Source organism: Iodobacter fluviatilis, from assembly GCF_004194535.1.
GTDB classification, from domain to species: Bacteria; Pseudomonadota; Gammaproteobacteria; order Burkholderiales; family Chitinibacteraceae; genus Iodobacter; species Iodobacter fluviatilis_A.
Genome location: NZ_CP025781.1, coordinates 3,644,412 through 3,669,304 on the forward strand (window position 1 = coordinate 3,644,412; position 24,893 = coordinate 3,669,304).

Sequence of the window (24,893 nt, forward strand, 5' to 3'; positions counted from 1 at the left end):
TAAATTTTGCCGTTTTATGCGCTGTGTAGTTTGAATAGGGTGGGGTGATCCTACTCGTCCACAGCGAATAGGGCTTAGGCGGCTGCGTGGGCAAAATAAGGGGAAAAACATGCAACAGAATTTAGTAGTAGGCTTGGTTGGTTTTGGCTATGCGGGGCAGACTTTTCATGCGCCGCTGATTACGGCCACGCTAGGTTTAGATTTGTGTGCGGTCGCATCTAGCCAGCCGCAGCGGGTGCTAGATCACTATCCTGCAGCGAGGGTGTTGCCCGATGCGCTGATGCTGATTAAAGATCCTCAGATTGATTTGGTGGTGTTGGCCACGCCGAATGCTAGCCATTATCCCTTGGCTTGTGAAGCTTTGGATGCGGGCAAGCATGTGGTGGTGGATAAGCCATTCACTTTAACCGTGGCTCAGGCTTCAGAGCTAGCACAGCGGGCACAAGCCTCAGGGAAGATCTTGTCGATCTTCCATAATCGCCGTTGGGATGCTGATTTCTTAGGCTTAAAAGCATTGATTGCCAGTGGCCGCCTTGGGCAGATCGCCCAGTTTGATAGCCAGTTTGATCGCTATCGCCCGCAAACGCGTGATCGCTGGCGCGAAAATACCGAGCTAGGTAGCGGCCTGTGGTTTGATCTTGGCCCGCATCTGATTGATCAAACTTTACAGCTATTTGGCATGCCACAAGCGGTGTTTGCCGATTTACAGCAGCGCAGAGCCGGTGCACAAGCGGTGGACGATTTTCATGTGCTGCTACGCTATCCAACTATGCGGGTAAAATTATCGGCCAGCTGCCTAGTGAGTGGTGGCGCGCCGCGTTATATGCTGCACGGTAGCTTGGCGAGTTTTGAAAAGCAGGGTTTGGATATGCAAGAAAGCCAGCTTAAAGCCGGTTTATTGCCAGGGGCCGTAGGTTTTGGGTTAGATCCAGTGCCAGGGCTATTGCACCACAGCGTCAATGATCTGGTAAGTAGTGAAGAGATTGTCATGCCTTTGGGGCAATATACAAATTACTACGCTGCGGTTCGCGATGCCGCGCTGGGCTTGGCTAAAAACCCAGTTACAGCAGAAGAAGGCGTACTTATTATGCAGGTGCTAGAAGCGGCGCAACAAAGCGCGGCAATAGGGGCTTGGCAATCTATGGAGGCATTTAATGAATAAATGTTGGCTGGTTTTAGCTAGCTTAATGATCAGTAACGTGAGCCTAGCCGAAGAAGTAGGCTCGGTGAGCACCGCGTTTAAACTGATCGGCCGCAATCACCGCGTGCAGGTTGATGCTTTTGATGATCCAAAGGTAGAAGGCGTGACCTGTTATATGTCGCGGGCTAAAACCGGCGGCATAAAAGGCTCGCTTGGCCTTGCCGAGGATAAAGCCGAGTTCTCTATTGCCTGCCGCCAGATCGGTAAACTCTCCTTTAAAAAACCGCTGCCATTGAAAGAAGAGGTGTTTTCTGAATCGGCATCGCTGTTTTTTAAACAAGTGCAGGTCGTGCGCATGGTGGATGTAAAGCGCAATGCGCTGGTTTACCTAACCTATTCCGACCGCTTAATCGAAGGTAGCCCACAAAACAGCGTGACGGCGGTGTCGGCGGGTGAGGTGAAGATTCCGGTGAAGTAGGGGCATGGATTGATGAGAAAGTTTTAATAACTGATGTTACGCAGCCCGCAGGTTTTTCAGTTCCGCCAAGGCCTGCTGGGTTGCTTTGATAAAGAGCTTGGCGCGTAGCGCAACGTGGTTGGCTTTGTGCTTGATCTTTAAGCTTTCTAGCTTGAACAGCGCGTAGATCGACATAAATACATGGTTGTTTTGCGTCATGACTCGGCGCGTCGGCGATTTCGCCAGTGATGCATTCGACTTTACCCATTCAAACGCCACGGAGATCGATACATCTTGGCTTTCAATCTTGCGGGCGGATTTTTTAACGTTCAGCCATAAATCTTGTGATGTGTATTCGCGTACAGATAAAAATCGGGTCACTTGATCGTGACTGATTTCTTGATCCAATGCCTCGGCCAAACCCGTCGCCGTTGCTTGCCCACAGGTCGCGATTAAAAAGTCGGTATAGATATCCCTAGCAGCCTGTCGGACTTAAGACTGATCTACTACGGAAAAGCCGGATTTGGTCATATTTCACGCATTTTCTCGTTGAATAGCCAGCTATTCGCATCAAAAACCCGCGAAATCTGTCTCAAACCGGCCTTTTCCTCGCTACGATCGCTTAAGTCCGACAGGCTGCTAGGCTGTCCCCGAAAAAAAAGACCGGCTCATTGGAGCTCGGTCTTTTTTCAAAAACCTTGATAGATCAAGGCTTTGTATTGGTGGCGGAGAGAGGGGGATTCGAACCCCCGATAGGCTATTAACCTATACACGCTTTCCAGGCGTGCGACTTAAGCCACTCATCCATCTCTCCGCGAGAAGAGGCCGAATAATACTCAATCCTCAGTGTATGTACAAGTATTCATTACATTTTTTTTTATGAAAAATGCCTAGTCGCTAAATTAAGATTGGGCTAATTCAATTATTCATTATTAAATCAAAGGTCTATATGGCAGAGAGCGATTTTAATTTTTATGCGGGGGATGAATATTAATTATAAAATTTAGCGGCTTTTCTTCAAGTAGGTGGCCGCGATGTGATTTTTTGATATGGCTTTGGCCTATACCCCGCGATTTAACCCAATAAAATGCTGTAATTTGGCGAGGATTTCTGAGCGGGCGGCGGGGACGATGACATTACTTTCATCATTAAGTAGGGCCTGCTCTTCGGCTTGGCGCTTGACCAGCACTTCAGAAAACACGCCAGCCAGCTCTGGGCGGGAGAGGAGGATTTGCTGGAAGGATTCTTTATCGATGCGATAGCACTCCACATTACTGCTGACCACCACGGTGGTATTGATGGCTGCACCGGTCATGAGTCCCATCTCACCAAAAAAGCTGCCTGGCCCCAGCGTGGTGAGTAATTTACGCTCGCCACGGGTGGGTTGCACCCATGCTTCGGCCTCCCCCTTGATGATGATGTACAGCCATTCTACTTTTTCGCCTTGGCGTATCATCACGTCCCCAGCCACATAGGGCGTGAAGCGTAGTTTGTCGGCGAGGGTGTGTAGTTCTTCTTCTTTTAAGGAAACTAGCAGCTCTAATTTTTGCAAGACGGCGAGGCGCTCTTGGGTGTGCTGCTTGTGGCGGCCTTCAAAGTAGCGCTCGTTTTCTTGGGTGACGAATATTTTATATTGCGGCGCAGCTAAACGCAGGCTGTTGCGGCGTAGCACAGCGTCGATGAGAGTGCGGATTTGTGAGTCGGTAGGATCATCATTCAGAATATCGGTGAGCCAGTAGCGTGCGGCATAGCGGGCATTGCCTTTTTCTACATTCATTAGCAAGCATGAAGGCGGCGGGTCTTGCGCCACATTGGGCGGGGCGGCTTCGCGAATGGCGGTTTCGATCAAGAGCATGACTTGCGTGGGCAGGGTGTCCAGCCCCACTTCAAACCAAACCCAGCGCCGCCAAGCCAGTGGCTTATCAACGCGCTTACCGAGTAGCTGAAACTGGCCTTTCATCAGCATGCCGTTGGGAATCATTACCGTTTCGCCGTTGCGCGTTTCAACGCGGGTGGCTCGCCAAGATAAATCGACCACTCGGCCGGTAAGCTCCCCTAGCTTAATCCAATCGCCTTGCTCAATCGAATTGTCTAAGTGCAGCGCCAGCCCAGCCAGAATATTGCCCAGTGTGTCTTGCATGGCAAAGGCGAGCACGGCGGTGATCACCGCAGAAGTGGTAACCAGTTGCCCCAATTGCAGCCCCGCCAAATGCAGGCGATAAAAGACCCAAGCGATCATGGCAACGGCTTCGAGCAAGTCTTCGAGAATCCGTGGCGGATTGAGCCTAACTAAGGGGGCAAGTAGTTGGAAAAGCAGCATGCCCCAATAGCGGATGATGGCAAAACCAAGCACCACCATAAAGGTTTCATGCACTGCTTTGGCCGCGCTGGCAAATTGATAGCTTTCTAGTAAGGTGCTGGAGTAAAGGCCAAGACAGCTAAAAGTCAGTAGCAAAATGCTATTGAATAAGCGATGGCGGCTGGTGCGCACACGGTAATAGAGTAGACAGCCTAGAACAAAGCTGGCGGCAAGAAAGTAGAGAAGAGTTTGTAATTCAGAGGGCTGAAAACGCATCGCAATATCCCAGGTTCAGGGATTAGAAAGGAAATCGCTTTCCTTGTTTGTAGCCTTTGATTGCGATGGTGTACAGAAATATGGCGGGGAGTAGGGGGCATTCGACTCCCCACTCCCCATTTTATTACAACCTTACACAATCCATAAAGTAGCGGGTTTCGCCGGTACTCTTGTCTGCCACCAAGCCGTGAATATAGGTTTCAAAGCCGGGGAAGCGCTTGTTGAAGTCTCGGGCAAAGCGCAGGTAATCAACGATGGTCTTGTTAAATACTTCGCCCGGAATCAATAGCGGAATGCCTGGCGGGTATGGAGTCAGCATCACGGCAGTAATGCGGCCTTCTAGCTCGTCGATGGCTACGCGGTCGATCTCTCTGTGTGCCATTTTGGCGAAAGCCTTGGCGGGCTTCATAGCCGGCTCCATATTGGATAAGTACATATCCGTAGTTAGGCGAGCTACATCGTGGGCGCGGTAAATACCATGGATTTGCTGACACAGCTCTTTAAGGCCAATCCGCTCGTATTGTGGGTATTGGGCAATAAATTCCGGCAGGATGCGCCATAGCGGGGCATTTTTATCGTAGTCGTCTTTAAATTGCTGCAGTGCTGCAAGCAAGGTGTTCCAGCGGCCTTTGGTAATGCCAATGGTAAACATAATAAAGAAGGAATACAGGCCACACTTTTCAATCACCACGCCATGTTCTGCAAGGTATTTGGTGATAATGCTGGCAGGAATCCCTTCGTCAGAGAACTTGCCGTCCAAATCAAGGCCTGGCGTCAGAATGGTGGCCTTGATTGGGTCCAGCATATTAAAGCCGTCGGCGATATCGCCAAAACCATGCCAATTGTCGCCAGATTTCAGCATCCAAGCATCGCGGTGATCCAAGCCTTCGTCGGTTAGATCATCAGGGCCCCAGACGGTAAACCACCATTCATCACCGTATTCTTCGTCCACTTTGCGCATGGCGCGGCGGAAATCCAGTGCTTCAACCAAGGATTCTTCAACCAAAGCCGTGCCGCCCGGTGCTTCCATCATGGCCGCTGCCACATCGCAAGAAGCAATGATGGAGTATTGCGGGCTGGTGGAAGTGTGCATTAAGTAGGCTTCGTTGAATAAATCACGATCTAGCTTACGGTTTTCTGGGTCTTGAATCAGAATTTGCGAGGCTTGGCTTAAGCCTGCCAGCAGCTTATGCGTGGATTGGGTCGAGAACACCATCGATTCTTTGCAGCGTGGGCGATCTTCGCCAATGGCGTGGTAATCACCATAAAACTCGTGGAAAGCGGCGTGTGGCAGCCAAGCTTCATCAAAGTGCAAGCTGTCGATTTCGCCATCGAGCATGCCTTTAATTTCTTCGACGTTATACATAATGCCGTCGTAAGTAGACTGGGTAATGGTCAGAATACGCGGCTTAAAGTTAGGGTCGGCCAGCAGCTTTTCACGCGCAAATGGGTTATCCATCATCTTTTTGCGGATGTTCTCTGGCTCAAATTCGCTTTTCGGGATCGGGCCAATAATGCCGTAATGATTGCGCGTTGGCATCAAAAACACCGGCACAGCGCCCATCATCATGATGGAATGCAGAATCGATTTATGACAGTTACGGTCCACTACCACCACGTCACCTGGAGCCACCGTTGAGTGCCAAACGATTTTGTTAGAAGTGGAGGTGCCGTTGGTCACAAAGAACAAGTGGTCGGCATTAAAAATACGCGCCGCGTTGCGCTCGGAAGCCGCAATCGGGCCGGTGTGATCCAACAATTGGCCGAGTTCTTCTACCGCATTACATACGTCAGCGCGCAGCATATTTTCGCCAAAGAATTGGTGAAACATTTGCCCAACCGGCGATTTCAAAAACGCCACGCCACCTGAGTGCCCCGGGCAGTGCCAGCTATAAGAGCCATCTTGGGCATAATTGGTCAGCGCGCGGAAAAACGGCGGGGCCAGCGTATCTAAGTAGCTCTTGGCTTCGCGGATAATATGGCGGGCGACGAATTCGGGTGTGTCTTCGTGCATATGAATAAAACCGTGTAATTCGCGCAACACATCGTTAGGAATGTGGCGTGAAGTGCGCGTCTCACCATAGATATAAATAGGGATGTCAGGATTACGGCGGCGAATTTCGGCCACAAAGCTGCGCAGGCTGGTGAGCGCTTCGTGGGTTTCTTCGGGCGAGCCACCGCCGAATTCTTCATCATCAATCGATAAAATAAAACCGGAAGCACGGCTTTGCTGCTGGGCGAAGGACGTTAGATCGCCGTAGCTGGTGTAACCCACTACGTCTCTGCCCTCGGCCTCAATGGCTGCCGCTAATTCACGAATACCGGAACCACTGGTGTTCTCGGTGCGGAAATCTTCATCGATGATGATGATGGGAAAGTAAAAACGCATGGGTAAAATCCTTGCAAACTCACAGACAGTACAAAGGACGGCAAAGCCGGAAAGTCGCGTATATTAATCCTAAAATGCTTCACTATGTGACCAAAAATGAAAACAATTACCGTGTGTGTGAATCGTCGTTTAAGTGGACGTGCATCTTGTGCCGCCAGAGGCAGTGAAACACTGGCTCAAGCCTTAGAAAACATAGCGTTAAGCCAGCCAAATTTACGCATTATGCGACTGCCTTGCATGGGCGCTTGTGAGGAGGGGCCAAACATAAAAGTGGTTGGAGGCGATTTCTATCACGGTGTGACTTTAGCCGTGTTGCCAATGATTTTGCAGGAGGTGGGGGATGGTTAATTTGCTACATTGATTGAGCCCAGTGAGCCGGAGTTTGGGGTGTGTGCGCAATCACCTGATTGACTATAAAAAAACCTCATTTTTAATGCCAATCAATATGGGCATTGACGGTCATCGCTCCCAATACCTGCAGGCTGCCATTGAGGTGATGGGTATAACTCGAACCTGGATAACTTTGTGAGCTCGCCTGAATATTATTCGCATTGTTTGATGGGTCAGCAGGGTGGCACGGCCGCCGCTGCTGCCGTCAAACTGTGTGCAATTGGCAAGGTGAACGTGCCTATGGAGGCTCAGGCTCAGGATGAAGTCCAGATTGGGGCAGTACGAGTTGAAGGAGATTTTTAAATTGGCAAATTAAAACGTTTAATCACTTAACTTGTGATGTGCTGCACGGCCAAGTCTATCATGCACGGCAAGCCAAGCCGGATCTGCCTGAGGGAGCGCCAGCAGGATAGCATCTAAGTTTTGCTGGTCTAAATCACGCAAGGTGGCATAGATAACTTGAGCATAATCATTGGCGTTATCAGGCATAACTACGCTCTGTGCACTGATGTTTTGCGTAAGCGCAAAAATATGCACAATGGCTATTTTTTGCCCGCTGCGCCGCATTGCTTCGGCCTCAATTTGTGCATGAGTCCCCGTTAGCAAGGTGGTGTGCGGTGCATAGTGTGAATCCAATAAACCAGATACTCGGATATTTGCGGAACTGGTCGTTTTTTTGTGCTCAATGGTTTGGCCAAGTATGGCTTCAATGGCTGAGCGTGCTACGCCACCTGGGCGCAGTAGTACGGGCTTGGGGCCAACTAGGCTTACAATGGTTGATTCAACGCCCACATCACAGGCACCACCATCCAAGATTAAAGAAAGTATTTCGGGGGGGAATTCATCGCGAACGTGCTGGGCAGTGGTGGGGCTAATATGGCCAAATTGATTTGCTGAAGGCGCAGCAAGGCCGCCACCAAAGCGTTTTAATAGTTCATGTGTAATGGGGTGGGCAGGAGCACGTAAGCCAACTGTATCTTGGCCGCCTGTTACGGCATGGGATACATGGGCTTGTTTTTTCAGAATAAGCGTGAGTGGGCCTGGCCAAAAGGCATCACATAATTGCCAAGCGGCGGCTGGAATATCGCTAGCCCAATCGCTGAGTTGTTCTTTTCCTGCAATATGCACAATAACTGGATGATCGTTGGGGCGGCCTTTTGCGGCAAAGATCTTAGCCACGGCTAAAGGCTGGGCAGCATCTGCGGCCAAGCCATAGACAGTTTCTGTTGGGATGCCGACCAGCTCTCCAGCAGACAGGAGGGCTAGGGCTTGATCCAGATTGTGAGTCATGGGTATTTTCGAGCAAAAGAGCCAATTATACCTTGATGCGCAGGTTACGCGAAGGGCGGAGCGTAGCGCATAGTACTGGGCCATTCTTACTGGCGCTGAAATTGTGGTTTTCAGTTATATGCTCAGGATAGATAAGTCTTTTACGGGTCATGATATCAACCGTACTCTGCCTTAATATAACGCGTGCCCCAGTGGATAGTTACAGCAAAAAAGCATCAGAAAGGATGATGAAATGCCCTTATTAGATAGTTTTACCGTTGATCACACCCGTATGCAGGCGCCTGCCGTGCGCGTTGCAAAAACTATGCAGACCCCAAGTAAAGACACAATTACTGTCTTTGATTTGCGTTTTAGTGTGCCTAATCAAGAAATTCTTTCTGAGCGTGGTATTCATACGCTAGAACATTTATTTGCTGGCTATATGCGTGATCATTTGAATGGTGATGGGGTAGAGATTATTGATATCTCGCCTATGGGCTGTCGTACTGGGTTTTATATGAGCTTATGCGGGGCGCCAAGTGAGGCCCGCGTTGCCAGTGCTTGGCAGCTAGCGATGGAAGACGTATTAACGGTAAAAGAGCAAAGCCAAATCCCTGAGCTAAACGAGTACCAGTGTGGCACGTTTATGATGCATTCACTTGAAGAAGCGCAGGGCATTGCACGCAATGTGATTACGCGTGGTATTGGCGTGAATCGCAATACTGAATTGGCTTTGTCGGAAGAGCAGTTGCAAGCGCTTTAACTGAAGGGCAAGAAGGGGCAACCTTGCTTGCCCATCACCCACTGTTTTAATGCAATAAATCGCTGCCTGCACTCATCTGCTGGTTTTTCATTACAAATAGCAGCGGCATTACACAGAGCATAGCTAGGCCAAAGAGTAAGAAAAGGTGTGCAAATGAAAGCATCTGTGCCTGCTTGGCAATTTGCTGGGCCAGCAGTGCTTGGGCTTTGATTGGGGCGAGCGTTTCGGGAGTGCCTATAAGCAGTAATCTACTTTTTAATCCGGCCAGCCGCTCAATGGTTTGCGCGCTATTGGCAATTACATGTTCATTGAGTGCCGCCCGTTTTGCATCGCCTAATTGTGCTAATAAGGTGGCGGAAACCGCAATGCCTACGCTGCCACCTAATTGGCGAGTTAAATTATAGAGGCCCGCTGCATTAGGAATTTGCTGTGGCAATATATTAGCCATAGTTAAAGTATTCAGTGGCATAAAAATCATCCCCAAGCCCATGCCGCGAATAATCATTGGCCATATGAAATCACTCATGCCCGAATCCGTGGTGAAATGGTAGTGTAGCCACATTCCATACATGAATAGCATGGCACCAGCTGCAATTAAAATGCGGGCAGATAAACCCCTTGCGACTAGCTTCGCGGAAATAGGCATCATCATGCCTGATGCTACTGCAGAAGGTAAAATCATCAGGCCTGTTTGCCAAGCGGTGTAACCCATTAGGCTTTGTACGTAAACAGGGAAAATAAATACCGTAGAAAAAAGGGATGCGCCCAATAAAAAGGTCATTACTAGCCCTGCGGAAAATTGCAAGTCTTTGCAAATAACTAAGTCGACAATTGGATATTTTATTTCTAATTGGCGAATCACAAAAAAACTTAAAGAGAAAAAGCTCACTAGCGCATAGCTAATAATCTCTGGAGAAGTAAACCACTCTAACCGCTCACCACGTTCTAGCATAAGCTGTAATGCGGCAATACCGACGGCCATAAGCAGTAAGCCAATATAATCAATTTTTTTAATTACTTGCTGATGTTTAGAGTCAGGCATGTAAATCAGGGTTAAAAACAGCGCAATGCCACCTAGTGGCAAATTAATATAAAAAATCCATGGCCAAGAATATTGATCGGTTAACCAGCCGCCTAAGGTGGGGCCGAGCATGGGACCAGTCATAATTCCCATGCCAAAGATAGCCATGGCCGTGTCCATTTCCTTGCTGGGGAAGGTTTCAAATAGCGTGGATTGCGCTGTAGCAATCAGCCCACCACCGCCTAAGCCTTGCACAATTCGCCAAAATACAAGGCTACCTAGGGTGGTGGCATTGCCGCAAGCAAAAGAAGAGAAAATAAATAGCGCAATAGATAAAATAAAGTAATTTCTGCGGCCAAATAATTGCGATAGAAAGCCAGAAATAGGTAAAACAATCACATTGGCAACGACATAGCCAATGGATACCCAGGTAATTTCATCTAGGGTTGCACCAAGGGTTCCCATCATATGGGGGACGGCAACATTAACAATGCTGGTGTCTAATAGCTCCAATACGCAGGCGAGCGTCACCGTAATCGCAATAATATAGCGATTAGCATAAATTTTTTCTGGGGTATCCGAGCGGGATAATCCCGGCAAAATATCTTTCATATCGCCCTTGATTTCATTCTATTTAGCCTTATGAATGCGGCATGCCGCAGAATCATTAAACGTTTTAATTTGGACTGAGATAGTTCTTATGGCGTATAAATTGTGACATTTACGGATAAGCCAGGGCGCAATGGGGAGCCTTTTGGTAAGTCATCTAAAACAATTTTAACTGGCACGCGCTGCACTACTTTAGTGAAATTGCCGGTTGAATTATCAGCAGGTAATAGGGTAAAGCGTGCGCCTGTGGCTGGGCTAAATGAATCCACTTTGCCTTTTAGTTTTAAATCAGGAAAGGCATCTACTTCAATGTCTACTTCTTGGCCTAGCTTTATTTGTTTTAATTCAGTTTCTTTTAAATTGGCAATCACCCAAAATTTATCAGTTGGCACTAAATACATGAGCGTTTGCCCAGCTTGAATCATTTGCCCCGGCTCTACTGCTTTTTTGCTGACTATGCCAGTAGCAGGGGCATAGACTTGGGTGTCGATCAGTTGATTGCGGGCAAATTGCAGAGTGGCTTCTGCGGCTAGCGCCTTGGCTTGTGCAGATTTTAGCCCTGCCGATGAAACGGCGACTTGCTGGCCAGCTGCATTGGCACTTTCTTTGGACGTACGTAAGGCCGCTTCCAGTGCGGCGATTCTAGCTTCGGCAGCTTTGAGTAGGGTGTCTGCGCTTTCTAGTGCCGATTGGCTCAACATTTTTTGTGCCGCTAGCTCCTTGCTACGTGCCAAGTCTTTGCGCGCTTTAACTGCATTGGCGCGTGCTTCAGTAATTTGTGCTTCAGCCGTTTGCGATTGTGAGATGGCTGCGGCGGCATTGGCTTCTGCGGCGGCGATCCGTGCCAGTGCTTCGCCTGGCTGCTTATCGTGGCCAGCGGCGGAGAGGGCCTGACGATAGTCTGCTTCAGCTTGCGCCACTTTGACTTGATAATCGCGCGGGTCGAGCTCAATCAGTAAAGATTTGTGTGCCATTTTTTGGTTATCGCTTACCGGTACCGCTTTTACGTAGCCGCTAACACGCGCGGCAATGGGCACAATATGCCCTTCTAGTTGAGCGTTATCACTACTTACATGGTGTTTTCCCCACCACCAGCGATAGCTCAAAAAACATAATATAATCAGTAAGATAAGTAGCAAAATATTGCGTGCAGGGGAGGCTGGTTTTGTGCTCATTATTTTGTCCGCTGTGTGGGTCGTGCTCATGACTGCTTCGAAAGGGCGATGCCGTTGAATACAATATCAAGGTGAAAGTCGGATAATTGATTTAAATCGTAAGTAATTGGATCGAGATTGGCATAGGTATGCCGCCAAATACTTGTCAGCAAAATAGGGGAAAATAGGGTTATGGCGAGCATATGTGCGTCAATTGGACGAAATTCACCGCTGTCTATTCCCGCCTGAATGAGGTGAATGAGCAGTTGGCGTGAGCGTTTAACCACTGTTTCAATATAAAAATCGCTGAGTTCAGGAAAATTACCTGCTTCCGCTATCATCAGTTTGGTGATGCTACCTTTGCATTCATTCATTGAGCTGGCCCAACTACTCATCGCGGTCTTTAAGCGTTGCGTGGCAGAGGCTTGGCTGTTCATAGCGGTTTCTTCAATTCGATCAAGATTAGGTTGAATTGTTTCGAGGATGGCGGCCTTAAACAGTGCTTCTTTGCTAGAAAAATACAGATAAACCGTGCCCTTGGTGACGCCCGCAAAGTGGGCAATGTCATCAAGTTTGGTAGCGGAATAGCCTTTTTGATGAAATAGTAGCAGTGCCGCTTCTATGATTTCAGCGGGTCGTGCTTCTTTACGTCTTTGGCGAGGGAGTGGATTAATCTGCATTGAGGTATGATCTATTTAATAACTAACTGGTTAGTTATTAAATAGATAGGCAAAAGTAATGTCAAGGACATGGACAGTAGGGTGCAAAAATAAGGGCGGCTCACCCTTGTCAGCAATGGTTTGCTGGCAAGGGTGAGCCGCCCTTATGCAGTAAAAGTGAGGTATGTAACCCCGCTTAGATGGCTTTTAGAAGCGTTCTGGCAGTTTTTGCAACAAGATAATTCGCTTGTTTTCTAGGCGGATATAGCCGCCAAATACCAGTTCTTTCAGAATACGGGCGATCATTTCGCGCGATGAGCCAACTCGATCCGCAATTGCTTGCTGGGTGAGTGGTTCAGAAATCATTTCTTGGCCATCGGCTTCGGTGAGCATACCTTCAAATAGCGCGCGAACACGGCCATAAACATCTAGCAAGGCTAAGTTTTTCATGGTCAGCGAGAGGCGGCGTACCATTCGAGCCAAATTCATGATTAGTTGGTCTTTCGCATTTGGCAAAGCACCCAGCGCTTCACGAAAATCTTGTTTAGAGAACATCAAGAATGATGAGTCGTCTTCCGTTTGGGTAGACCATGAGCGTGGCTCGTCGTCGATTAGCGATACTTCGCCAAATACATCGCCTGCTTCACCAATCATAAAGACAAATTCTTTGCCTTGATTGTCGCTGGTAAACGAGCGCGTGCGGCCTTCTAAAAGGATGTACATGGCTTCGCCAGGGTCGCCTTCACGAAAGAGAAAGGTGCCTTTAGGTAGGTGGCGTTTTACGGCGGCATTTAAAACGATGTCTAAATCTTCATCAGCAAAGTCTTGAAAAATAGCGGTTTGCGATAGAAAATTTTTAAGTAAATGATGGTCCATGACGATTATATCTCCTGGCGCTATGCCTATTTCTGGCAAAAGTATTAGGTGTTAAAAATGTTCAGGTAGTTTTTGTAGCAGTTCAATTCGGCGGTTTTTAATGCGAATGTAGTTGCCAAACACCAGTTCACGCATTAGTTTTGCAATCATCTCTCTGGATGAGCCAACGCGGTCTGCGATGGCTTGTTGAGAAAGGGCTTCTTCAATATAGCGGTGGCCGTTTACTTCTATAGCTAAACCTTCCAGTAATAGGCGCATACGGCCATATACATCCTTTAATGCTAACGACTTCACCATTCCGGCTAGGTAACGATTGGTGCGTATCATGTTTCGTAATAAATTTTTGTTCAGTAACGGTGTTTTTTCCAGTAAATCAAGAAATGCATTTTTGCTAATACTGAGCAATTGGCAATCTTCGGCGGCATCAATCGAAAGTGCACGCGGCTCTTCGTCAACCAGAGCCATCTCGCCAAAACTGCTGCCTGCTTGTGCCACATAAAAAACAAATTCTTTTCCTGTATCTGCACTAGAAAAGCAGCGTAATCGCCCTTCAATAAGTACATACATCGATTCAGCAATATCGCCTTCAGCAAAGAGTAATGCCCCTTTGTTAAGGGTGCGGCGATTAGAAATTTTTTCAATTGCCGCTAAAATATCGTCGTCTAAGTCCGTAAATAAGGGGACTGACGCTAATAATTGGCGAAGCGTTAAATGGGTGCTCATCAGTGTTCTGCTTTATCGGCTTCTGCGGGTTTTTCTTCGGATGCATCAAGCTTTTCTGGTTTTTTTGCCCCAGCAGTCGCAGCCGGAATGGCGGCATCCTCGGGCGGAGAAATAATGTCTATTTTTTTTTGTTGCATATACTCATTCATATCTTTCCAGCCAGCAAAAATATCTGCTTTGGGTACTCTTATATTGCGGCGATAGCAATCTTCCAGTGCTCGCCCGCTATGGCGGCAAGCGGCACCTATTGCCTTGCCGTTCGCCTGCTGTTTATTTACGACTTCCATGACTTTGTCGCAGCCACTCAGGGCAATTAATGCTGCAAAAACAATAAAGAGCTTAATTATTTGGCTTATTTGCATGGTTGGTATGCCAACAGTATTTTCATTATTCTCAGTGTAAGTGAAAAATCAACGGTCTGTTTAAGCTTTATCTTCTAGCAAAACAAAGACCGACGGTGAGTCGGTCTTTGTAAGGTGCTAATGAATAGGCAACTTATAGCTGTTGAATCCCCGCCACCATCCAGCGTGGATCGCCGTTGATTGGACGTACAAAGTGCCAAATCTCTTGGAATGCCTCAGGTGCTGCATGTAATGATTCGCTGACCTTGCCGTAAAAACGTACGCTAGAAATCATGCGTCCATCTTCGGTAGCACAATCAACCAGTTCGGCATTGAGTTCTGGGAATTCTGCCGGCTCTTCATTGCCGCTGATATCTTTGCTTAGCTCATTAAATAGCTCAGGCGTGAGGTATTTGCGCATTTCATTAACTTGCTCAGGAGAGTGCAAGGTTTGCATATGCATAAAGCTACCACGTGCTTGGCGCAAAAATGCGGCTGTTTCGGTGCCATCAGGCAAGCGCGTGATCGCTGTAGAAACTGGTGCTGCACTCGCTGCTTGATCACCCATGCGAAAAACACGATCTTGCGCAGGGTTGTTGTCTTGTTGTGGCATTGAGTTTGCCATGCCAGCAAAGGCTGGGCTGGCTGCTTCTTTACGTTTACGCATCATACGCATCGCAAAATAGCCACCAGCACCTAGTAGCAGTAGCAGGCCCCAAGGGAAGCCGCCGCCAGATGATTCAGACGTGCCTGATGCGTGATTAGAGTTTAATAAGTTACCCAGTAGGTAGCCACCCAATGCACCCGCAGCAACGCCACCAAGAATCGATCCCATGCCGCTACGCTGCGGTTGTGGGGCCGCTGGCTGTTGTGCTGGAGCGACATTGCGTTGCGGAGGAGGCGCAGCCGGACGTGTGGTTTGACTACGCTGCATGCCACTGGAGCGGCTACCGCCTACTCGTTTTGCTTCGGCAATGCCGCTAGCAAATAAAGACGCAGTGAGTAGGGTAACCATAAAAGTACGACTAAATTGGCTCATGCCAAGTCCTTCAGTGAAAGATTCATTGCTATTAGTGAGGGTGGAGGCAAACAAGTTCAAGTCTTTTGCAAAAAAAATGCAAAATGACTTGATTAAGGGCCGCAGTATTGGGCAAGTTTTAAAAATATTGCAAGAGTCTGGGGGCGCTGTTTGATCACTTGTTTGAGATGTACTTGATGTTGTTCCGTCGTAATTATTCTTATCGCGGTTTGGTTTTGCGAAAATGTTACAGGAAGCTGCTGCTGGTGACGCCCAGAGGTAGAAAGTGCGTTTAATGCTGCTCTCAATTTTTGGTCCAGCAGGAAGTGCCCCTAAGGTGTTTTTTTCTTAGGGGCAGAGTGCAAATTAATGTCGTGTAGATGATGGCGTTTTAGCCGCGGTGGCCGCGCTCTATGGTGACGCCAACTCTGCCTACTTCATGCAAGATGCCCAGCTTGGTGACAGAGACCTTAGCCCAAGGCGCGCCAAAGTCTTGAAGAATAAGCTGGGCAATATGCTCAGCTAAAGCTTCAAGCAGCAAAAAATGGCGCTCTTCGAGTACTGTGCGGATGTGTTTAACCACGGCATCGTAATCAATGGTGTCGACAAGATCGTCGGATATACAGGCTCTTGCAGAAGGGATGCCAATTTCCAAATCGAGCTCAACAACCTGGGGCGAAACACGCTCCCAGTCATACCAGCCAATAAGGGTGCTTGCACGCACGGTGTGTAGATAAATGATGTCCATGATGGGGTGACTTGATTGGGTTTAACCCAGCAGCGGTCATTTAGCTTAAAATCGGAAGCTTACGATTGTAGTGGATTTAGGTATGACACCGTTAATTCTAATTTTAGTAAGTTATCTAATTGGGTCCCTTTCTTTTGCCGTGATTGTCTCTAAAGCCAGTGGATTGGCCGATCCGCGCAGTTATGGCTCAGGAAACCCAGGGGCCACAAATGTGCTGAGAAGTGGCAATAAAAAGGCTGCTGCACTTACTTTGTTGGGGGATGCCTTAAAGGGCTGGCTGGCGATTGCCTTGGCGCAATGGTTGGCAACGCGTTTGGGGTTGGGCCCAGAAGTGGTGGCTTGGGCCGCTATCGCCGTCACGGTTGGGCATATGTGGCCGGTGTTTTTTAGTTTTAAAGGTGGCAAGGGTGTGGCTACGGCTGCAGGCATTTTGTTGGCGTTGGATTGGCGGCTTGGTTTGGTAACTTTGCTGGTTTGGCTGGTCGTGGCTAAAGGATTAAAAATCTCTTCCTTGGCCGCGCTATTGGCCGCTTTATTGGCCCCAGTTTTGGCGTGGATTTGGTTGGTATCTACTGCACAGTTTGCTGCGGTTGTTGTGATTTCAATATTACTGATCTGGCGGCATCAAAAAAACATCAGAGATCTTTTAATGGGTAATGAAGGGCAGATCGGTGAGCAAGTTGGTAAGGAGTAGCGCGCCTTTAGTTCAGGTGATTCACGTGGCTAATGGTTTGACATTCTAGACAGAGCTTTCTCAGTTTTAGCAAAAAGAGGTGAAAATTGAGCGGGCAAAGCTTGCATTGCAGGATTGGATGATGCGCGTGCAAACGCTGAAAAAGCCATAAGCATGGAAAAGGGCAGCGCTACGGCTGCCCTTTTTTTCCGATATGGCCACGTTGGTGGCTCAGGAGTACTTGTTATTGGCACGAACAATTTGCGCTTTTTCGCGCACCCATTCGCGGTCCTTCTCTGTGTTGCGCTTGTCGTGCTGCTTTTTACCCTTGGCTAAACCAATATCCAGCTTAATAAAGCCATTCTTAAAATGCATATTGAGCGCAGCTACGGTGTAACCCGCGCGCTCAACTTTAATCGATAGTTTTTCGATTTCACGTTGATTAAGTAAGAGTTTACGTAAGCGTGTTGGTTCAGCTAAAACGTGGCTCGATGCGCTAGTGAGCGGGGAGATATGCGCTCCCATTAGCCAAAAATCACCACGTAGATAAACTACATAGGATTCTTTGAGCTGTACGCGCCCTGCACGAATTGCTTTAACTTCCCAACCTTCTAGCATAAGGCCTGCTTCAAAACGTTCTTCAATAAAGAAGTCGTGAAAGGCCTTTTTATTATCGACGATTGACATCGTAATGAGTCCGGTTTTGTTTCACTAAAGTTTGATTCTAACACTTAACACAGGGACACACTTATGCGGAAAATTCGCGTTATTTACACAGGTGGCACAATTGGCATGCTGCCGAGCGAAGGAGGTTATGCACCAGCGCCTAATTACTTACAGAATCAACTACAAGAACGCTATTCTGGTTTGTCGGTGCTGGAGTACGCGCCTTTGCTAGATTCTAGCGAAATGACCCCTGCGCTATGGAATCGCATTGCTGCTGACATTGCCGCTGATTATGATCAATACGATGGTTTTGTGGTGTTGCATGGCACTGATACCATGGCGTATACCTCGGCTGCTTTGTCGTATAGCTTAGAAAACCTAGGTAAGCCAGTGGTGGTGACAGGGTCGCAGATTCCTTGGTGTGAGCTGGGCACAGATGCGCTAGAACACGTTGCGGCTGCATTGGCCTTGGCGGCTATGCCTGATTTTTGCGAGGTTGCTGTAGTCTTTGCTGGCTTGTGCCTGCGCGGCAATCGAGTCAGGAAAATCGACTGTGATGGCATGGTTGCATTTGCATCTCCCAATTATCCTGTGCTGGGGGAGTGGTCGGAAGGGCGTTGGCAGATGTTAGGTATGGCAGCCAGCTTGCCGCCTGCAAATGGAGCATTTCGCCTGCAGTGTGTTGCGGATACGGCAAAAGTGGTTGCCGCCAAACTTGCCCCAGGCTTTAGTGCAGAATGGCTGGCATCCTCTTTGCAGGGTGTGGATGGGGTGGTGTTAGAAACCTTTGGTGCGGGGAATGCAGGTAGCCAGCCCGCTTTAATGGCGGCTTTATCCACTTTGGCAGAGAAAAACTTGGTCGTGAATTGCACGCCTTGCTTAACAGGGCGGGTAAAAATGGGTCGCTATGCCGTAAGCGGTAGTTTGGCCGCGATGGGGGTGCTCGATGGTGCAGATATGACGCCTGAGGCTGCCTTAGCTAAGCTCTATTACGTGCAAGCTAAGCATTTAGGCAGAGCAGAACAGCGAGCTTTATTTTTGCAGCCGATGATGGGTGATCGCACAGAGTAGCTTTTTAGTGGGCTTGACTTGGCATTTTTGTTTTGCTGTGCTATAGTGCGCCCCAATGTTCGACGGCGGGTCTCCTCGCATAGCTAGAAGGTTAACTTGGTCAGGTCCGGAAGGAAGCAGCCACAGCTTTTGATGCTAGTGCCGAGGGTTAGGCTCGCCACCTCCCCTTTTTAGTGATGTAATATTTCACTATCGTTTTATCTCGATTTATCTCCCTTGTATTAATTTAAAAAAAATTAACCGCTATTTTACGTCTATTTTTAATATGCAGTGCCTATGTGGCGATTGATCTATATCAATACACTAAATACACTTTTGCGCCAGAATGGCTGTCACGCGAGCTGATGCTTCGTGTATCTCCAGTGGTAATTTTGCGCCGCGCACTGTCGCGGCGCTTTTTTTTGTCTTCATTTACTTGTTTTCGTAAAAATGGGTCAGCATAATGCGGCATCTATATTGCGACGATGCTGATGAAAGCCCTTTTTGATCTCTTCTCCGTTATCCTATTTTTTGTAACCTACTCAATTACCAAAAGCATTTACGCTGCAACAGGGGTGGCTATTGCTACCACTACAGCGCAAGTGGCATGGTCTTGGTTTAAGCACCACCATGTTGACGCCATGTTATGGCTAAGCTTTGGCTTGATTACCGTTTTGGGGGGGGCAACACTGCTATTGCATAACAAAATGTTTATTTTGTGGAAACCCACCGTTTTATATTGGGTATTTGCCGTTATTTTGTGTGGCTCTCGCTATCTACGCGGAAAAAACCTGATGCAAAAATTAATGGGTCAGCAAATGACGCTGCCTGACAAACTTTGGGATCGGGTTAATTTGGCATGGGTCTTGTTTTTTGTGAGTATGGGCATACTTAATCTCTTTGTTGCCTTTAATTTCCCTGAAGATTTATGGGTGAAATTTAAAATGTTTGGTACATTGGCGCTGACACTGGTATTTGTACTACTGCAAGCCTTTGTGCTTTCACGGTATCTTACTGATGATGTAGCAACAAAAAAGGAAGAGTCCTAATGCTTTACGCCATGATTGCTGAAATGTATCCAGATACAGCTGCAGCGCGCTCGCAAAGCCGTCCGGCGCATTTGGCAAGGTTAGAAGTGCTAAAAGATGCAGGTCGTTTAGTGTTGGCGGGGCCTTTTCCTGCCATTGATGCCGTTGACCCTGGCCCTGCTGGTTTTACGGGGAGCTTGATTGTGGCTGAGTTCGATACACAGCAAGCTGCACAGGCATGGGCTGACAATGATCCTTATGTAAAAGCAGGGGTTTATGCAAGTATCATTGCAAAGCCCTTTCTACATGTTTTACCCTAGCCAAATGATTAGCGAAGAAATACACTTACGCCTTGCTGTATTGAAGCCGGAATACGTGGATGTTTACGATGATAGTGCAGCACATGCTGGGCACGCAGGAAGCGTGGCAGGTGGTGGGCATTTTGATTTAACTATTGTCTCATCTGCGTTTGCGGGTAAAAATACTTTGGCGCGCCATCGAATGGTGATGGCTTTATTTGCAGATTTAATCCCACATCCAATCCATGCGCTCAGTATTAAAAAAACACTGACGCCGGATGAATTGTGAAATCTATCGAAGCTTTACTGACTTGAGAACAAAGGACTGAACACATGCGCCAACCGAACCGTATTGCTCTTGCTTTAACTGCTTGCTTTTTGTCCGCTTCATTTGCAGCAACTGCTGCTAATGTAGCAACCGTTAATGGCGTTGCTATTCCTGATAGCAAGGTTGATTTCTTTCTAAAGCAAGTGGCAGAACGTGGTCAGAAAGATAGCCCAGAACTGCGTGCACGTATCAAGGAAGAATTGATCCGCAACGAAGTATTGTTTCAAGAAGCGCAAAAGAAAGGCGTGGAAAAAACCCCAGAAGTACAGCAACGTCTTGATATGGCCAAGCAACAAATTCTGGTTGGCGCTTATGTGAATGATTACGCAAAAGCAAACCCAGTAAGCGATGCAGACCTGAAGAAAGAATACGACAAAATTAAAGTCAACTTCAGCGGCAAGGAATACAAAGCACGTCATATTCTGGTTAAAACTGAAGAAGAAGCGAAGGCTGTTTTGGCTGATCTAAAAAAAGGCAAGAAGTTTGAAGATCTTGCTAAGGCAAAATCTTCAGATAAGGGTAGCGCAGTAAATGGTGGTGATTTAGGTTGGTCTACACCGGCTAACTACGTGAAAGAATTTGGTGAAGCGTTGGCTAAATTGCCTAAGGGTAAGATTTCTGATCCAGTGAAGACTCAATTTGGTTATCACATCATCAAATTAGATGATCAACGTGAAGCTAAAGGCCCTTCATTTGAAGAAGTTAAACCAGAACTGATGCGTGAGTTGCAAGGCCAACGTGTGCAAAAAATGGTTGAAGAATTACGCGCTAAAGCAAAAGTTGAGTAATCAACTCAGTGAGTGCTTATCGATTTTTTTATAAATCGACTGCCCATAAAAAAGCCCCGCTAAATAACTAGCGGGGCTTTTTTATGGGGTAATTAACCCAATTACGCAGGGGCTTTATCTTTAAATACGATGGTTTTTACAGCAGGAGCTGTGATGAGCAAGGCGAGTCCGCCGCATGAGGTTTCACGGTATTTAGCATCCATGTCTTTACCTGTGGCGTACATAGCGGCAATGACTTTATCTAAAGATACCTTGGGTGTGCTGCTGCGGTGCATGGCCATTCTGGCGGCGTTGATGGCTTTTACTGCGCCAATTGCGTTGCGTTCAATACAAGGAATTTGCACTTGGCCACCTACAGGGTCACAAGTGAGGCCCAGATTGTGTTCCATCGCAATTTCGGCAGCCATACAGACTTGCGCAGGACTGCCGCCCATTAGCTCTGCCAGCCCCGCTGCTGCCATAGAACAGGCTACGCCTACTTCGCCCTGACAACCCACTTCAGCGCCTGATATAGAGGCGTTGAGCTTATATAGGCAGCCAATGGCTCCAGACGCAAGGAAAAAGCGTAGAGCGCTATCGTCAGTAAGCGGTTGAATAAAGTGATTGTAGTAAGACATCACGGCCGGAACGATGCCGCAAGCACCATTAGTTGGGGCGGTAATGACCCGCCCACCTGCGGCGTTTTCTTCTGACATCGCCATTGCATACATATTCACCCAATCCATCACATTGAGCGGATCATTAGCGATATCGAGCGAGCTAGTCAATAAATGGTGCAGGGCAGGGGCACGGCGTGGAATACGCATGGGGCCTGGCAGGTTGCCTTCCGTTTTCATGCCACGCTCGATACTACTTTGCATGACTTTCCAGACTTTAGCGAAATGGCTATGAATATCTTGCTGGTCGTGGAAGGCTTTTTCGTTTTCGAGCACGAGGGCTGAAATGGATAAGCCGCTTTCTTCGCACATTTCTAGCAAATCATCTGCACTTAAAAAGTGATAAGGCACGGGCTGATCATTACAACTGCCCACATTAAAGTGTTCTTCATCAACGATAAAACCGCCGCCAATCGAGTAATAGGTTTTGCTAAGGCAGCAGGTTTCACCAATAAAAGCACGTATGGTCATGCCGTTTTCGTGCAGGGCTAGATTGCTATTTTGAAACTCAAGCTTAAAAGCAACACGTTGTTGGGTGCGGCCTAAGCAGATTGTGCCGCTTTGCTCTACGTCTTGTACGATGCCCGCTACGCTCTCTAAATCAACGGTTTCAGGCAAGTTGCCGGATAAGCCTAGAATAATGGCTTGATCCGTGCAGTGGCCCTTGCCGGTTAAAGAGAGGGAGCCATAGCAGTCAACGATCACTTTATTAACTGCACCAAATTGACCTGTTTCTTTTAATGTGGCTAAAAACTGATGGCCAGCTTTCATGGGGCCAATGGTGTGTGAGCTAGATGGGCCAATACCAATTTTGTAGATATCTAAAGTGCTGAACATGGCTATTTCCTTGTAAAAACAGCCTGCCATCTATTGAAAAGCAGGCTGTGTATAAAGCAGAGGATGTTTAGGCAAAGAGGCTAAAGAAGATCGCAGAGATGGCAATCAGGCCAATCAGCACAACAAACACATTGCTGGCAACACCGGAGTACTTACGCATGGCAGGTACTTTATGGATGGCATACATCGGCATCAGAAATAGTAGTACCGCAATCACTGGGCCACCGAGGGTTTCAATCATTCCCAAGATGTTTGGGTTGATGGTAGCGACCAACCAAGTGGTAATTAGCATAAAGATCGCGGTGTAACGCTCAAGCTTAGGTGTTGAAATGGTTTTACCTTTTTCACGCAATTGCTTGATCACCAAGCCATGCAGACCTTCTTTTGCACCAAGATAGTGGCCAAGGTAGGATTTAGTAATGGCGATAAAGGCAATGATTGGAGCCATCCACGCAATAACTGGGTTATCGAAGTGGTTAGCAAGGTAGGACAAGATCGAAATATTTTGTGCTTTAGCAGCAATCAAATCGGCAGGAGCCAAGCTAAATACACAGCTAAATACAAAGAACATCACCGACAACACCATCATGATGTGGCTGCGGAGTAGGATTTTAGAAGCTACTTGGTCTTCTTTGCCCGGATGTAGCTTTTTTTGGCTTACAGCAAAAGAAGAAATAATAGGTGAATGGTTAAACGAGAACACCATCACCGGAATCGCTAGCCACAGGGTTTTGTAAAAAGAGCTGCTGCTCAGTGCATCGCCTAAGCTACCTGCGTGATCAAGTACGGAGCTGTTCCAGTTAGGTATCAGATAAACCGCTAAAACCATTAGAGCAATCACAAAAGGGTAGACCAAGATACTCATGGCTTTAACAATGAAATCACCACCCAAACGCACGATAGACATCAGTCCTAAAATCAAACACAGCGCAAAAATGCCGCGAGTGACGAGATCAGTGCCTACGGCAATATGCATTTGGTGGGTAAGGAAGGACAGCACCGTGTTGGTAATCGCCACGCTGTAAACCAAGAGGATCGGGTAGATGGCAAAGAAATAAAGCAGGGTGATGAGTTTGCCCGCGCCCTTACCAAAATGCTCTTCTACTACCTCGGTGATATCGCCGTCTTTGGTTGAGCCAGAAAGCACAAAGCGGCTTAGTCCACGGTGCGCAAAAAAGGTCATAGGCAAGGCCAAAAGCGCCATCATAATCAGCGGCCATAAACCACCAATCCCCGCATTAATTGGCAGGAATAAAGTCCCTGCACCAACTGCAGTACCATAAAGGCCAAGCATCCAGACGGTGTCTTGCTTAGTCCAATTGGAAGCGCTGCCCTTTGTTATGGCTAGATCATTGAGTGTTGTATCAGACATGATGTTTTCTCTAAATAAAAATAATTGTTTTAAGTGCGGTTAGTTGTGTGTTGAGTGCTTGGTTTTTTATCTTTCTAGTGGGTGTTGTTTTTTAAATAGCGATAAAGCGTGGGTTCTGAAATGGCAAGTAAAGAGGCTGTTTTTGCAATAAATCCTTTCACTAGAAATACCCCGTTTTGTTCCAGTGTTTGCACGATGGTTTTTTTGTCGGTACTGCTTAAGCGCTTGGCTTCGATGGGGTAGCTAGCTAGCGCTTGGTTGATAATGTCGTCTCCTAGTTGCTCTACTGAATGACTGAGTAATTCTTCGCTAGGGCTGTTTTCCTCATGTTGAAAATAATTACGCAGTAAGTCGGCAGCATGCTTTAGGTGATGGTCGTTGCGATTGATGCAGAGCATGGCAAGTGGCTGGCCTGCTGCATCTTGTAACAACATGCTAGAGCTACGCATGCGATGACCATCATGAGTTTTACCTAGGTAATTAGTGCGAAATGGCGCTTTAGCACTGCTTTGACATTCGTGCAGTAAACGCAGTGCAAAATCTGTGGCTGGAGCACCAATTTGTCGGCCAGAAATGGGGTTTTTTATGATGCACAGTGATCGTTCTAGCTCGGTCATATCGTGCACCGCAATTTCTACCGAGTCTCCCATCACTTGTGAGAGAAACTCTGAAAGGGCGTCTAGGTCTATCGAGATACGCATGATAAAAATTTCTTGTCTTGATAAGTTGATGCGGATTCTACCCTCAGTATTTTGTTTAGTATGTTGGATTAAGTACGTTTATTGATTGCTATCAATAAATAATTTTTCACAAAAATAAAAAATTATTAATATAAAATTTCAAATAAATAGGATATATGGATATTTTTTTAGATTTGCTGATTGTTTAGCGCATTTTTGTGAATTTTGGTAATTTATTGAAATACCGTATTATTTACTTTTTTGTTGTATATTTAACGGAGAGAGGAAAAAGCAACATCCCCCTGAAAAAAAAAGGGGGGGGGGGGGAGTAAGGCCTTATAGAATAAGACTTTGGGCGTGGTATGGGTGATGCAGATTGAAGC

27 protein-coding genes, 1 tRNA gene and 1 other RNA gene are annotated in these 24,893 nt (G+C 47.4%); 12 read left to right on the forward strand and 17 right to left on the reverse strand.

The window, feature by feature from the left end; genetic code table 11:
• Window positions 1-109 precede the first annotated feature (109 nt).
• Both C1H71_RS16120 and C1H71_RS16125 read left to right on the forward strand, forming a co-directional pair.
• Entirely contained in the window at window positions 110-1,162 is a 1,053-nt protein-coding gene (locus C1H71_RS16120) for an oxidoreductase (RefSeq protein WP_130107466.1), read from the forward strand.
• Window positions 1,155-1,619: a CreA family protein gene (locus C1H71_RS16125; RefSeq protein ID WP_130107467.1), complete on the forward strand. Its 465-nt coding sequence runs from the start codon at window positions 1,155-1,157 to the stop codon at window positions 1,617-1,619. Before C1H71_RS16120 ends, C1H71_RS16125 begins: the two co-directional genes overlap by 8 nt.
• 36 nt (window positions 1,620-1,655) lie before the next feature.
• Here the strand turns inward: C1H71_RS16125 and C1H71_RS16130 are convergent, their stop codons facing one another.
• From C1H71_RS16130 to C1H71_RS16145, 4 genes are all read right to left on the reverse strand, one after another.
• On the reverse strand, window positions 1,656-2,018 hold the full coding sequence (locus tag C1H71_RS16130; RefSeq protein ID WP_374704442.1) for a hypothetical protein: 363 nt from the start codon (window positions 2,016-2,018) through the stop codon (window positions 1,656-1,658).
• A 303-nt stretch (window positions 2,019-2,321) separates the two neighbouring features.
• Window positions 2,322-2,412, reverse strand: a tRNA-Ser gene (locus tag C1H71_RS16135).
• A 246-nt stretch (window positions 2,413-2,658) separates the two neighbouring features.
• Window positions 2,659-4,173: a mechanosensitive ion channel family protein gene (locus tag C1H71_RS16140; protein WP_130107469.1), complete on the reverse strand. Its 1,515-nt coding sequence runs from the start codon at window positions 4,171-4,173 to the stop codon at window positions 2,659-2,661.
• Window positions 4,174-4,297: 124 nt separating this feature from the next.
• Window positions 4,298-6,562: an arginine/lysine/ornithine decarboxylase gene (locus tag C1H71_RS16145; RefSeq protein WP_130107470.1), complete on the reverse strand. Its 2,265-nt coding sequence runs from the start codon at window positions 6,560-6,562 to the stop codon at window positions 4,298-4,300.
• Between the two features lie 96 nt (window positions 6,563-6,658).
• Between C1H71_RS16145 and C1H71_RS16150 the strand changes: the two genes are divergently transcribed.
• Both C1H71_RS16150 and C1H71_RS20765 read left to right on the forward strand, forming a co-directional pair.
• Window positions 6,659-6,910 (forward strand): (2Fe-2S) ferredoxin domain-containing protein, encoded by a 252-nt coding sequence (locus tag C1H71_RS16150; RefSeq protein ID WP_130107471.1) that lies wholly within the window; start codon window positions 6,659-6,661, stop codon window positions 6,908-6,910.
• Between the two features lie 177 nt (window positions 6,911-7,087).
• Window positions 7,088-7,255 carry a hypothetical protein gene (locus C1H71_RS20765; protein ID WP_188053360.1) on the forward strand — a complete coding sequence of 56 codons (168 nt, stop codon included), beginning with the start codon at window positions 7,088-7,090 and terminating at the stop codon, window positions 7,253-7,255.
• An 18-nt stretch (window positions 7,256-7,273) separates the two neighbouring features.
• Here C1H71_RS20765 and C1H71_RS16155 read toward each other — a convergent pair whose 3' ends face one another.
• Window positions 7,274-8,242 (reverse strand): L-threonylcarbamoyladenylate synthase, encoded by a 969-nt coding sequence (locus C1H71_RS16155; protein ID WP_130107472.1) that lies wholly within the window; start codon window positions 8,240-8,242, stop codon window positions 7,274-7,276.
• A 232-nt stretch (window positions 8,243-8,474) separates the two neighbouring features.
• Between C1H71_RS16155 and luxS the strand changes: the two genes are divergently transcribed.
• Window positions 8,475-8,984 (forward strand): S-ribosylhomocysteine lyase, encoded by a 510-nt coding sequence (luxS, locus tag C1H71_RS16160; RefSeq protein WP_130107473.1) that lies wholly within the window; start codon window positions 8,475-8,477, stop codon window positions 8,982-8,984.
• Window positions 8,985-9,030: 46 nt separating this feature from the next.
• Here luxS and C1H71_RS16165 read toward each other — a convergent pair whose 3' ends face one another.
• The 8 genes from C1H71_RS16165 to C1H71_RS16200 form a co-directional block, all read right to left on the reverse strand.
• Window positions 9,031-10,617 carry a DHA2 family efflux MFS transporter permease subunit gene (locus C1H71_RS16165; RefSeq protein WP_130107474.1) on the reverse strand — a complete coding sequence of 529 codons (1,587 nt, stop codon included), beginning with the start codon at window positions 10,615-10,617 and terminating at the stop codon, window positions 9,031-9,033.
• A gap of 86 nt (window positions 10,618-10,703) precedes the next feature.
• Complete coding sequence (locus C1H71_RS16170) at window positions 10,704-11,789, reverse strand: HlyD family secretion protein (protein WP_188053362.1); 1,086 nt, start codon at window positions 11,787-11,789, stop codon at window positions 10,704-10,706.
• Window positions 11,790-11,815: 26 nt separating this feature from the next.
• Window positions 11,816-12,448: a TetR/AcrR family transcriptional regulator gene (locus C1H71_RS16175; protein ID WP_130107476.1), complete on the reverse strand. Its 633-nt coding sequence runs from the start codon at window positions 12,446-12,448 to the stop codon at window positions 11,816-11,818.
• A 186-nt stretch (window positions 12,449-12,634) separates the two neighbouring features.
• The gene (locus tag C1H71_RS16180; protein WP_130107477.1) at window positions 12,635-13,303 is read right to left on the reverse strand and encodes a Crp/Fnr family transcriptional regulator; all 669 of its coding nucleotides are present in this window, start codon (window positions 13,301-13,303) and stop codon (window positions 12,635-12,637) included.
• Window positions 13,304-13,354: 51 nt separating this feature from the next.
• Window positions 13,355-14,026, reverse strand: a complete 672-nt coding sequence (locus C1H71_RS16185) for a Crp/Fnr family transcriptional regulator (protein WP_130107478.1) — start codon at window positions 14,024-14,026, stop codon at window positions 13,355-13,357.
• Window positions 14,026-14,388, reverse strand: a complete 363-nt coding sequence (locus tag C1H71_RS16190; protein WP_130107479.1) for a hypothetical protein — start codon at window positions 14,386-14,388, stop codon at window positions 14,026-14,028. The genes C1H71_RS16185 and C1H71_RS16190 overlap by 1 nt, the downstream gene beginning before the upstream one ends.
• Before the next feature lie 133 nt (window positions 14,389-14,521).
• Entirely contained in the window at window positions 14,522-15,406 is an 885-nt protein-coding gene (locus C1H71_RS16195; RefSeq protein ID WP_130107480.1) for a Tim44 domain-containing protein, read from the reverse strand.
• Between the two features lie 370 nt (window positions 15,407-15,776).
• The gene (locus C1H71_RS16200; RefSeq protein ID WP_130107481.1) at window positions 15,777-16,133 is read right to left on the reverse strand and encodes a dihydroneopterin aldolase; all 357 of its coding nucleotides are present in this window, start codon (window positions 16,131-16,133) and stop codon (window positions 15,777-15,779) included.
• A gap of 82 nt (window positions 16,134-16,215) precedes the next feature.
• Between C1H71_RS16200 and plsY the strand changes: the two genes are divergently transcribed.
• Window positions 16,216-16,827: a glycerol-3-phosphate 1-O-acyltransferase PlsY gene (plsY, locus tag C1H71_RS16205; protein WP_130107482.1), complete on the forward strand. Its 612-nt coding sequence runs from the start codon at window positions 16,216-16,218 to the stop codon at window positions 16,825-16,827.
• Window positions 16,828-17,037: 210 nt separating this feature from the next.
• On the opposite strand, the gene smpB is transcribed toward plsY, so the two are convergent.
• Window positions 17,038-17,493, reverse strand: a complete 456-nt coding sequence (gene smpB, locus C1H71_RS16210) for an SsrA-binding protein SmpB (RefSeq protein ID WP_130107483.1) — start codon at window positions 17,491-17,493, stop codon at window positions 17,038-17,040.
• A 63-nt stretch (window positions 17,494-17,556) separates the two neighbouring features.
• On the opposite strand from smpB, the gene C1H71_RS16215 reads away from it, so the two are divergent.
• The 6 genes from C1H71_RS16215 to C1H71_RS16240 all read left to right on the forward strand — a co-directional run bounded on the left by C1H71_RS16215 (window position 17,557) and on the right by C1H71_RS16240 (window position 20,965).
• Entirely contained in the window at window positions 17,557-18,543 is a 987-nt protein-coding gene (locus C1H71_RS16215) for an asparaginase domain-containing protein (protein WP_130107484.1), read from the forward strand.
• Window positions 18,544-18,607: 64 nt separating this feature from the next.
• An RNA gene (gene ffs / locus C1H71_RS16220) (signal recognition particle sRNA small type) lies at window positions 18,608-18,705 on the forward strand.
• Window positions 18,706-19,013: 308 nt separating this feature from the next.
• On the forward strand, window positions 19,014-19,571 hold the full coding sequence (locus C1H71_RS16225) for a septation protein A (RefSeq protein ID WP_130107485.1): 558 nt from the start codon (window positions 19,014-19,016) through the stop codon (window positions 19,569-19,571).
• Window positions 19,571-19,870 carry a YciI family protein gene (locus tag C1H71_RS16230; RefSeq protein ID WP_130107486.1) on the forward strand — a complete coding sequence of 100 codons (300 nt, stop codon included), beginning with the start codon at window positions 19,571-19,573 and terminating at the stop codon, window positions 19,868-19,870. The genes C1H71_RS16225 and C1H71_RS16230 overlap by 1 nt, the downstream gene beginning before the upstream one ends.
• On the forward strand, window positions 19,827-20,138 hold the full coding sequence (locus C1H71_RS16235; RefSeq protein WP_262488313.1) for a BolA family protein: 312 nt from the start codon (window positions 19,827-19,829) through the stop codon (window positions 20,136-20,138). Before C1H71_RS16230 ends, C1H71_RS16235 begins: the two co-directional genes overlap by 44 nt.
• A 44-nt stretch (window positions 20,139-20,182) precedes the next feature.
• Window positions 20,183-20,965, forward strand: coding sequence for a peptidylprolyl isomerase (locus C1H71_RS16240; protein ID WP_130107487.1), 783 nt, complete (start codon window positions 20,183-20,185; stop codon window positions 20,963-20,965).
• A gap of 101 nt (window positions 20,966-21,066) precedes the next feature.
• Here C1H71_RS16240 and C1H71_RS16245 read toward each other — a convergent pair whose 3' ends face one another.
• The 3 genes from C1H71_RS16245 to C1H71_RS16255 form a co-directional block, all read right to left on the reverse strand.
• Window positions 21,067-22,458, reverse strand: a complete 1,392-nt coding sequence (locus C1H71_RS16245; RefSeq protein WP_130107488.1) for an L-serine ammonia-lyase — start codon at window positions 22,456-22,458, stop codon at window positions 21,067-21,069.
• A gap of 67 nt (window positions 22,459-22,525) precedes the next feature.
• Complete coding sequence (locus C1H71_RS16250; protein WP_130107489.1) at window positions 22,526-23,830, reverse strand: HAAAP family serine/threonine permease; 1,305 nt, start codon at window positions 23,828-23,830, stop codon at window positions 22,526-22,528.
• 74 nt (window positions 23,831-23,904) lie between these two features.
• Window positions 23,905-24,531, reverse strand: coding sequence for a helix-turn-helix transcriptional regulator (locus C1H71_RS16255; RefSeq protein WP_130107490.1), 627 nt, complete (start codon window positions 24,529-24,531; stop codon window positions 23,905-23,907).
• Between the last annotated feature and the right edge of the window lie 362 nt (window positions 24,532-24,893).